General features: G+C 57.0%; 6 protein-coding genes and 5 pseudogenes. 1 reads left to right on the forward strand and 10 read right to left on the reverse strand.

Annotated features, from left to right (window positions below):
* Nucleotides 1-185: 185 nt before the first annotated feature.
* Nucleotides 186-1,149, reverse strand: a protein-coding gene (locus ACLFKU_RS41215) for an IS5 family transposase (RefSeq protein WP_410853049.1) whose coding sequence is annotated in 2 segments (ribosomal slippage) — nucleotides 186-1,019 and nucleotides 1,021-1,149 — 963 coding nt in all. Because the reading frame shifts where the segments join, the coding sequence is not laid out codon by codon here.
* 343 nt (nucleotides 1,150-1,492) lie between these two features.
* Complete coding sequence (locus tag ACLFKU_RS41220) at nucleotides 1,493-1,942, reverse strand: DUF3757 domain-containing protein (protein WP_410853050.1); 450 nt, start codon at nucleotides 1,940-1,942, stop codon at nucleotides 1,493-1,495.
* A gap of 272 nt (nucleotides 1,943-2,214) precedes the next feature.
* Here ACLFKU_RS41220 and ACLFKU_RS41225 point away from each other — a divergent pair.
* A pseudogene (locus ACLFKU_RS41225) lies at nucleotides 2,215-3,756 on the forward strand (IS3 family transposase).
* A 29-nt stretch (nucleotides 3,757-3,785) separates the two neighbouring features.
* Here the strand turns inward: ACLFKU_RS41225 and ACLFKU_RS41230 are convergent.
* The 8 genes and pseudogenes from ACLFKU_RS41230 to ACLFKU_RS41265 all read right to left on the reverse strand — a co-directional run.
* A pseudogene (locus ACLFKU_RS41230) lies at nucleotides 3,786-4,583 on the reverse strand (transposase); the annotation flags it as partial.
* A 27-nt stretch (nucleotides 4,584-4,610) separates the two neighbouring features.
* Nucleotides 4,611-5,114 carry an HpcH/HpaI aldolase/citrate lyase family protein gene (locus ACLFKU_RS41235; RefSeq protein ID WP_410853051.1) on the reverse strand — a complete coding sequence of 168 codons (504 nt, stop codon included), beginning with the start codon at nucleotides 5,112-5,114 and terminating at the stop codon, nucleotides 4,611-4,613.
* Between the two features lie 62 nt (nucleotides 5,115-5,176).
* Nucleotides 5,177-6,271, reverse strand: coding sequence for a cysteine protease StiP domain-containing protein (locus ACLFKU_RS41240; RefSeq protein WP_410853052.1), 1,095 nt, complete (start codon nucleotides 6,269-6,271; stop codon nucleotides 5,177-5,179).
* Nucleotides 6,264-7,022, reverse strand: a complete 759-nt coding sequence (locus ACLFKU_RS41245) for a trehalose phosphatase (protein WP_410853053.1) — start codon at nucleotides 7,020-7,022, stop codon at nucleotides 6,264-6,266. Before ACLFKU_RS41245 ends, ACLFKU_RS41240 begins: the two co-directional genes overlap by 8 nt.
* A gap of 18 nt (nucleotides 7,023-7,040) precedes the next feature.
* Nucleotides 7,041-8,138, reverse strand: coding sequence for a phosphoribosyltransferase domain-containing protein (locus tag ACLFKU_RS41250; RefSeq protein ID WP_410853054.1), 1,098 nt, complete (start codon nucleotides 8,136-8,138; stop codon nucleotides 7,041-7,043).
* 124 nt (nucleotides 8,139-8,262) lie between these two features.
* A pseudogene (locus tag ACLFKU_RS41255) lies at nucleotides 8,263-8,719 on the reverse strand (transposase); the annotation flags it as partial.
* A gap of 306 nt (nucleotides 8,720-9,025) precedes the next feature.
* Nucleotides 9,026-9,357, reverse strand: a pseudogene (locus ACLFKU_RS41260) (transposase); the annotation flags it as partial.
* A 99-nt stretch (nucleotides 9,358-9,456) separates the two neighbouring features.
* Nucleotides 9,457-9,780: pseudogene (locus tag ACLFKU_RS41265) on the reverse strand (DDE-type integrase/transposase/recombinase); the annotation flags it as partial.
* Nucleotides 9,781-9,900 lie beyond the last annotated feature (120 nt).

Consider the following 9,900-nt stretch of genomic DNA (forward strand, 5'->3'; position numbering starts at 1 on the left):
CAGGAGATGGCATTGGTTCCACCTGAATAAAAGGCATTGAGCATCAAATCGACATCACAAACCGGCGCAGCGACTCATTGAAATGAAGTGCTGCTCGCCGGCGAGGGGTATTTCAACAGCCTGCTAGCTTTTGAAGCGTGACGACCACTGTTTGCCGAGATTCGCGGCCTGAATCTGCGAGCGTTTCAAGGGTTCCACAAAGCCTTGCGTGCCATCCACAGGTTGCCCAGAGCAAATAGTGTCGTGATCTGGGCGGTGTTCTTCATCAGCCCTCGGTACCGGCTCTTTGTATAGCCAAACTGCTGTTTGAGGACGCGGGACGGATGTTCAACCTTGGCGCGGATGCCGGCCTTCAGGCGTTCAATCCGATCGAATATCGCGTCCAGCTGATCGGTTAGGTCCAGTTGTCTGCGCCTGCCTGGTCGCATCGCGACATGCCAGCGAACCGCGCTTACCTGGCAGCGCTTTTCGATACCCTGATATCCGGCGTCAGCGTACACATCCATTTCCTGGCCGTGCAACAGCGCTTCGGCCGCATTGATGTCATGAACGTTGGCGGCTGTGCCGATGACCGTGTGGACCAGGCCCGACTCTGCGTCCACGCCGACGTGCGCTTTCATCCCGAAGTACCATTGATTTCCCTTCTTCGTCTGGTGCATTTCCGGGTCCCGTGTACCAGAGCCGTTCTTCGTCGAAGTGGGTTCGGAAATCAAGGTAGCGTCGACCGCCGACCCCACCTTCAGCATCAAGCCTTTCTCGCCTTTCTCGCTCAGGATCTCATTGACCAGCGTGAGCATCTGCGCAGCCAGGCCGTGCGTTTCGAGAAGGTGACGGAACCGGAGAATCGTGCTCTCGTCCGGCAAACGCGTCATACCCTCGTCCAGCCCAGCAAATTCACGATACAGCGGCACGTCATAAAGCGCTTCTTCCATCGCCGGGTCTGACAGACCAAACCACTGCTGCATGAAGTGGATCTGCAGCATCGTCGCAATAGGAAACGGCGGCCTTCCAGTCTTACCCCTTTGGATAGTGCGGTTCGATCAACGCAATCAACCTCGACCATGGGACAACGCGCCTCATCTCATCGAGAAGTTTCCGCTTGCGCGTGCGTTTCGTTGACAGATCCAGACCAAGACCGGGCTGTGTCATCGAGGTACCCCTTAAACCTGCATTCTCCCAGGATAGTCCACCGGGACGTCAACGCCAGGACTTTTGCAGACTTTCCCTAAATATTTCTAACGATATTGTCACGTTGCTGAATGAGTTGGATGAATCTGGATCGCAAACAACTCGCATCCCGATTCGCTGCGTGGCGGGAATTCGCCGACATGGCTCAAAATCCGTTGACTGTCTTGTTAGCGATTGACTCTTCGGCGCATTCCACGCTACTGCCGACAAGTTGACGGTGCTGCGAGATACGCTAGACGTCACGGCTTCTGCGATTGCACCAACACGTCTTTTACTGGAAGCTGCTCAAGCTTTCACCGATTGCTCAAGACGGTCGAACGACAACGAACCTACAACGCCAAGCGGCCGGATCAGTGCACTCGTAGTAGTCAGGGTTGTACGGGCCATTTTTTCTGCGCCATTGATTCAGATCGCGCAAATCCAAAGCCGGTAGCGGGGACCTAGGTATGTACTGTAGATTTACATAGCCCCCCCTGGAAAGTTCGTAGGAGCACTTGACTAACGCTGATTGACCGGTGCCGGCATTATCAAGCTGCGCTGGATAAAACGTGGCCGAGGAAAATTCCTTGATACTACCTTCGTCCGGCCCTTTCACAATACCTAGCCATATACCCTCGTTATCGCTGGCTGTTGCGGTGTACACACTCCCTGCCATCTTGATCTCGCCGCGCATCGGGCAGCCTTCGAACGTTGCAGCAGACACGTGATAAGATGCGCCGAGCGCAAACGTAAGAACGAAAAGGCTCTTCTTCATTGTCTCGAATCATCTATGTTGTAGGGGGGGCATCCATAAATCACTTATACATGAAATAATGAATTTTATAATAGATCTTGATGTGAAAGTGATTTCGTGTAAGGGATAGTCAATTGTCACTTTCGATGATCTGAAATTCTTCGCGAATAAAATTTAGTACTCGGGTTTATACCGCAATAGCGGCGACCACATCAAACAAAGACTATTTATGCTGGAGGCAATATTTTTGATGGGGGGTGCGGACGAAAACTTGGACTACCTGGAGGTAGTTCATGTACTCGTATGAAGAGCGTCTTCGAGCGGTTCGGCTCTATCTAAAGTTGGGAAAGCGCCTCGGGGCGACCATCCGACAGCTGGGTTACCCGACAAAGAATTCTCTGAAAGCCTGGCGTCGCGAATACGAACAGTGCAATGATCTACGGGATGGCTATGTCCGTTCGAGGCCGCGGTACTCGGCTGAACAGAAGAAGGTTGCCGTCGATCATTATTTGAGCCATGACCGCTGTGCTGCCGCAACCTTGAGGGCTTTGGGCTATCCGAGTCGCGAGACGCTTGCAGCCTGGATCGAAGAACTGTGCCCTGAGATCAGAAAACGTACTGTTGGCAGATCAGTTGGTAGCGTTCCAAAATCACATAAAGTGAAGCAGGCGGCGGTCATCGAGCTGTGCACCAGAGAGCAAAGCGCACGCGTGGTTGCCGAGAGAACAGGCGTGAGTAGGCCGACGCTGTATAACTGGAAGAACCAGCTACTCGGTCGAGAGGTTCCAGCATCGATGAAACGCAAAAAGCAGCCAGCGCCGGACCATGAACGTGCGGAACTGGAACAATAGGTCGAATCGCTTCGACGCGACATCCGGCAGTTGCAGCTTGAGCACGATATCCTGAAGAAGGCGAACGAACTGATAAAAAAAGGAATGGGCTTCGACCCGCAACTCCTGAGCAACCGGGAGAAGACGATGCTGGTTGATGCCCTGAAACAGACCTATGCGTTGCCGGAGCTGTTAGCCGCCATGGGGCTTGCCCGAAGTTCGTACTTCTATCACCGTGCACGTCTGTTGGTTGCTGACAGGCACGCTGGCGCGCGTCGCGTCATCGCGGACATCTTCGAACTCAATCACCGTTGCTATGGATATCGCCGGATCCGCGCGGCATTGGGCAGGCAGCAGATCTTCATCTCGGAGAAGGTAGTGCGACGTTTGATGCGACAGGAAGGTCTGGCCGCTGCCACGACCAGACGACGTCGCTACGGCTCCTATCGCGGAGAAATAAGCCCCGCGCCGGAGAACATCATCAATCGTGACTTCTGTGCCGACGCTCCAAATCAGAAATGGCTCACCGACATTACCGAATTTCAGATCCCGGACGGCAAGGTATATCTGTCACCTGTGATCGACTGCTTCGACGGTCTCGTAGTGAGCTGGTCAATCGGCACGCGCCCGGATGCCGAACTCGTCAATACCATGCTGGATTCGGCGATCGAGTCGGTTGCTGGCTGCGAGCAGCGGCCCGTGGTTCACTCCGATCGCGGTGCGCACTATCGCTGGCCAGGATGGCTCTCACGGATGCAGGATGCCAGGCTGATTCGTTCGATGTCGCGCAAAGGATGTTCGCCGGATAATGCAGCCTGCGAAGGTTTCTTCGGGCGCCTCAAGACGGAGTTATTCTATCCTCGTGACTGGCGGGCCACGAGCGTTGATCAATTCATCGAAGTCGTTGACTCGTACATCCGCTGGTACAACGCAAAGCGGATCAAGGTCTCGCTCGGCTTCCTGAGCCCGGTCGAATATCGGCAGAGTCTCGGAATTGCGGCATAAATCAGTCCAAGAATTCCGCCGCACCCCCCTTCGTGGGCGACGATGAGATGGTGTCGGGTGTCGACGGCTACCTGGACGTTGTAGCCAACCACGCCCGTACCCTTGGCTTGCGAGATCATCGAGCGTGAGTCGGGGTCGGTCATCGAGATCTGCTTTTCCGGCAGATCGTTCAGAAGCTCTGCCGCGTGATCCAGCTCGCGCATCTGTTCGCGCAGCGTCTCGATCTTCTCCCGTAGCCGCTCAGTCTTCGCTTCTACCTCGGCTGGTTGAGTGCGATCGGCAGTCTCCAGCGCATCCAGATAACGCTGGATGCTTTGTTCGATCTGCTCCTGACGCCGCGCAATCTTGTTGGGCGTGAAGTTGTTGTCGCGGCTGTTGACCGCCTTGAACTTGCTGCTGTCGATGGCCACGACCGCTTGTGTGAACAGCTTCAGGTCACGGCATATCACGACGAAGCGACGGCATACGTTGCGAATACCATCACCATTGCTGCGCCTGAACTCGGCAATCGTCTTGAAGTCTGGCGCAAGCCGGCCGGTCAGCCACATCAGTTCGACATTGCGCTGGCACTCCCGCTCCAGACGTCGGCTCGACTGCACGCGATTGAGATAGCCGTAGATATAGATCTTGAGCAGCACTGTGGGGTGGTAAGACGGTCGACCAGTGATTGCAGGCGTGGCGCCTTCAAATCCCAGAGAAACCAGTTCGAGTTCTTCAACGAATGCGTCGATGATCCGGACGGGATTGTCTTCTGCAATAAAGTCATCGAGACATTCCGGCAGCAGCGTTGCCTGATTGCGGTCTGCACCTTCGACAAATCGCCCCATCTTCCCCTCTCGCGCCAACAGGTTGATTTAGTCTAGGCGATCAAGCACGTTTTTACACGGCCTCGGCCGGATTGTGTCGCAGACCAAGACAACCCATGAGGTTTTTCGCCAATCCGCAGCGTGATGATGCGCTGATTTGGGGTTCGCCTTCAGAGCTTGGCCAAGCTCCACCATTGGGCCAGGGTCGAACGCGTCGACTGTCTCCGGTGTGGGCATGAGGCACAGATCCAAGGTGCTCACCGCGTATTCCCAAGATTGGAGGGATTTCAGTGTCAACTTAGGGACGACGAACCTGTCGACGTGCTTCATCAGCGGCCAGTCACTCAGCACTGCTGCCATCGCAGCATCGTGCGGCCGGAGGAACAGCAGGAGACCATGTTCAGGGCGGCCGCCCCAAGCCTCAACATCCATGAGGAGCGCCCGCAGGTTCGCGAGCGCGCTTTCGACGTCGATCGCCGCCACCGCGTCTTCCAAGCACACCACAAGTGAGCACAATTCTGAGATCTTGGTGCCGAAAACCACGTCCAGCATGTCACCGCGGGTAGCCGGCATCTACAGAGTCGCCCCGAGGGCGAACGTAGAAATGTCGCCCCTCAGTTGGGACTCCGTGTGATTGTCGCGGCACGATACGGACCCAGGTCCGCGCCAGCTTCCTCTACGGTCACGCCCGCGCGGTCAGTGAAATGCACTAACAATTGCACGTCGCTGTCGTTGCTATCACGTACCAGAACGTGATCGGGCACACGACGCAGAACAGCTCTGGTTGCCTCAGCGATACCCGGCTTCACGCGATTCAAGTTGAAGGTGCCAAAACGCGTTGCCAGTGAGGACACCACGTGATCAGCGGACGCTTGGAGCTCCAATCGCTGTTCGTCGGTCCATGGAGTTGCGGGATAAACTTCGCCCAGCGCCCCACGTTCGGCCTCGATCTTATCGATGAACTCTCGGGTTACGTCATGCTTAGGCAGGTGGTCGTATGTCACGCAACCATGAAGCCCACCTTGAGTCGGCCAGATGGTGCGGGATACGAGGCCCGACACGGTTGCACCGAGGATGCCGGACGGAATTACCCAGTCCTCTGCAGAGCCAGCCAGCCAAGCGCGGCCGCAGGGGTCTGCTAGAACAACGAGGCGAGGCTCTGCTGGGAAGCGCTTGTCGTCGTCCAAGGTCCGCTTGAGCTCATCGGAGATTGCGCCTTTGCCGGTCCAACCATCCACGAAGGCGATCTTTTCGGCCCCATGCAGCTGGATGATGGCTTCCAGAGCCACCATGTCGATCCCGCGATCGCGAATGATGCTGACACCGTAGTGGTGAGTATCGCGGCCCATTTCGACGAGTGCCCGGCGCAGCAGGACACCGAGGGGCACGCCTGCGCGAACAAATGAAACCAGGGCGATGCTCGGCCCGGTGTAAGCGGCACTCAATGCCAATGCCAAGGCCTGAACATTGGAAGCCATACGAGCGCCGTTCCGCGCCAAGGCATGGGTGTAGAGACCCTTGTGCACGTCGGTAGGAGCCTGCTCGAAGCTTATCATCTCAGAGTAGTGCTTCCGGTTCGTCTGAATCAGAAGCTCCTTTTCCTCAACGGTAGTGGAGCTCATCTGCACGCGTTGCAAAAGGAAATGCACATCTTCAGGGGCGTAGCTGCCGCTGCCGACGGTGCTCAGGGTGGCGAGAGGATTACTCATTGATGAGCCCCTTCACTACTGTTGCCAGTTGACTGCGCGCCGGCGTTGACCACATGTGACAGAGGTCCATGAACCCCAAGTCGGAGATGCTGTCACCGAAGCCCAGGACCGGCCGCTCGCCGTGGACTTCACGATCGCGGCGCAACCATTCTTGAACGGCGAAGCGTTTTTCCAAACCCGCAGGCAGGAAGGCGAGGTTGTTTCCATTAACGTGGGTGTGCATGCATTCCAACATGCTTCGAGATTGAACTTCGGTCAGCAACTCGGTGAGCACCGAGTCGTTGGACTCGTTGTGTTTGGTCAGCACGTAGTGGCGCAGACCTTCCTCTTCAACTACCCAACTGCGCAGGGAGTAGCCCAGTTCTTTGCCGATTTGCAGGGTGGCCTCCCTCAGTGTCGACAGCCGGTCTTGAAAGGTCCGGAGCGACTCGGCCATCTGTGCGTGCCAGGGCTGGTCAAGCGATCCGTCAGGGCGGAGCATCACGCCTCCATGGGAGCAGATTGCACCTTCGGTGAAAGGAAGCTTGACGCGGTTGTAGGCCTCCACGCTACGTGCGGTAACCGGAACGACGTCGGCCGAGGCCAGCAGCCAGTTCAGGAAGAAGTTCTGGACCGGGTTCATATACCCGTTGGGCTGCCCATGCACGTCCAGGGTGGCGATGATTCGTGGGGTGGCGTCCGCCATCTTACTTGCGGTCTGGAACAGGGTGTCGTCGAGGTCCACGAATATCAGCGGACGATTACTGCTCATCGAAAATTATCTCCGCATTCAGGACATCAACCAGTTCTGCAGGGAGCGCTTGCGCCGGGTTTCTGTGCAGATAAGAACTCGGTCGAATTCACCGGGCTTCACGTTGTAGAGGAAGTTCGGAATACCGAGGCCATAGTTGTCAGGAAACGACAGCGCGTGCTCGATGGCGTGGCCTATGGCTATAGGGGACCTGGTGGTTGCGCTGAAGTAGACGTCTGCCCCGGCTCGCTCCGCGCGCTCTGCCAGCAGGAAGGGACGCCAGACGAACTCACCGGTACCCACTACGACGACTTTCTCGCCGGGCTGGATTTGAATGTTCGGTGCGAGCGTGTCGTCCACGTGGCGAACGCCCAAGCGCCCCCAGTCATTGCGGGGCGAGAGAGGCCATCCGCCTATAGAAACGGCGCCGACACCTAGCATATCCGGCAGAGGCGCGGACTGATCTTCGTGGAACTGATACGAGCCGCTCAGCAAGGATACGGCGGTGGTCGACTCTCCGATGGCCTTACGCACAGCACCCCCAGACCAGTCCGTCAGGACACACGTGACCACTCGCTCGATCTTGTTCAGGCCGGCTTCGATTAGTGCGCGGTGCAGGTTGAGAAAGGTCTTGCCGGTCGAAGCCTCATCGTCCACCAAGATTAAAGATCGGGCCTGGAGCATCAAATCACGAACCTCGGGATCGACTGGCAGGTGGATTAACTGGGTGCTGGCATGACTGTGCTCTTCCTCGAATCGAGAAAAGAGGTCAGTACCCAAAGGATGACGGGTACTGGTGAGGTACACGCTGTCGGAACGCGTGGCACTGTAAGCACGGTGCACGCCGGCACCGAGGCCAACTGCGGCTTCGGCGACGCCTATTACCAGCACTGGGCCGGGCAGGTCCGCTGGGATCTCGCTGACGAGGCTCTCGAAACTGGCAGCCATGATCGATGGCCGCGTCGGCACGAGTCGCCCCAGAACTTTTGACACGAAGAGGAATGCCCGCTTTGGATTCCGGCGCTCTGCGAAACCGAACAGGGTAGCCGCGGGCAAGGCGGCGGCGTCGACTTTGACCTCGAGAAGTCCCCGCTTAAGTTGAGCGCGTAGGAACGTCGGTACTACATTGCTGTCCATGAACTGCTTCCTTGCGAAACGCTGATCAATGAGCCGATTGCCGATTGCCGATGGCTTGGCGGTGCGACTCGCGGCTTTTAAAAACAGGACGGTCGTCGACGGCTGATTCTAAGCATCCGTGCGGGTGTATTTCCGGGGCACGGCTCTTTTCGACATTCTTCGTCGACGGCGGTGTCGCGACGATCGTGGCATCCACTGGCGTGCCTTCTTTCATCCCCGCGCTCGCATAGCGCGATGCCCATCTCATCGAACAGCTTTCGCGTCAACTCATGCTGCGACCAACAGGCGCCGAAACTTCACAGCGTGGCGGTATTCGGTAGGTTCTCGCGCGCCAAGTCGATGCCCGGGAACGCGCGCATCGCGAAACTGTCGTTCAGCGCGTCTTCAAGGACTTCATCCGTCAGGCCGTACCACTGTTCAAGAAAGTAGATCCGCAGCATCCGCTCAAGTCCCATCGGCGGGCGGCCCCATTCGCCTTTCGGGTAGTACGGCCCGGTCGCCAACAGCAAGCGCTCCCACGGTACCACTTTCTCCATCTCTGCAAGGAAACGCTGACGCCTGATCACTCGCTTCTTGTCCAGACTTCCTACTTCTGCAAAACCGAGCTACCGCTTCATGATCGTGGGACCGTTTCGTGAGCCTCTTGCTACAACGTCTTCGTCCTCGTCACCGACGACCGCCTAGCCGATTGATCAGCCTTTCCCACGTTTGATGCGAGGTCGAGGACCTAACAGGCTGTCGAAAATCGCCTCGTTTTGACAACCGCGGCAATGTTTAAAGGGATTTCGTATGCAATTCGTCGCTGAGTTGCACATGGATCGTCCGGGGCACACCACAGGCGAGTGAGCCAGCCGGCGCGTTTTCGCCCGGTGGCCGCGTCCGGCGACTCATTGCGCTGCTCCTCGCGGCACGGCCATCAGTATTCGGGCCATTCCGGTCAGGTTGCTCGCCAGCATGGTCAGTCTGAAGTGCTGGTGACCCGCTTGATGCCTCGATAGTTGGTCTGCCGAATTCTGCCAATGGTCTTGCCCCAACCGGAGTACTCTTCGATGCGTTTAAGTCTCACCTGGCTGATGCCGTAACCGGCGTGCCGCGAAGCGCGCCCATCAATCGCGCTTCCGTCTTGATGAGCAACGTTGCGCGCCACATGGGGCGTCACGTTGCGCGTCCGGCAATCACGAACAGAGTCGCACATGTCGTAAGCCTTGTCGGTCCCAACACGATTTGGTCGCGAAAAGGACACAGTCATAGCAAAGCGCGATAGCATAGAATTGCTTATTTCGCCAGCGAGTAGAATTGCTCAGTAGCAGATCGTTGAATTGTTCGGGCATTTGTTCTGGCAGACCTTGATCGGCGTCTCGCGTTCGGCGGTGAGCGCTTGTAGCGCCGCCAGATTTGATCCGCTTTTATCAATCGTCACAGCCTACGGTTCACCGTTCAGGGTCATCGCCTTTTCGAAGTCTCTCCGGGCCGCAGCCTTGTCACGACGGGCTCGCCGAAGGAAAGCGTTCGTGTTGCCAGCCTTGTCCGCGGCGCGGTACAAATAATATTTCCACTCGCTCCTCACGCGAATGTACGTTTCGTCCATACCCCAACTCCTGCTGCCCGCCGGCTTGCAGCGCCGAAACGGCTTCTCTAGCAGGCTGTTGAAATACCCCTCGCCGGCGAGCAGCACTTCATTTCAATGAGTCGCTGCGCCGGTTTGTGATGTCGATTTGATGCTCAATGCCTTTTATTCAGGTGGAACCAATGCCATCTCCTG

Origin of the sequence: Paraburkholderia sp. EG304 (assembly GCF_046543485.1) — a bacterium.
Lineage (GTDB): Bacteria > Pseudomonadota > Gammaproteobacteria > Burkholderiales > Burkholderiaceae > Paraburkholderia > Paraburkholderia youngii.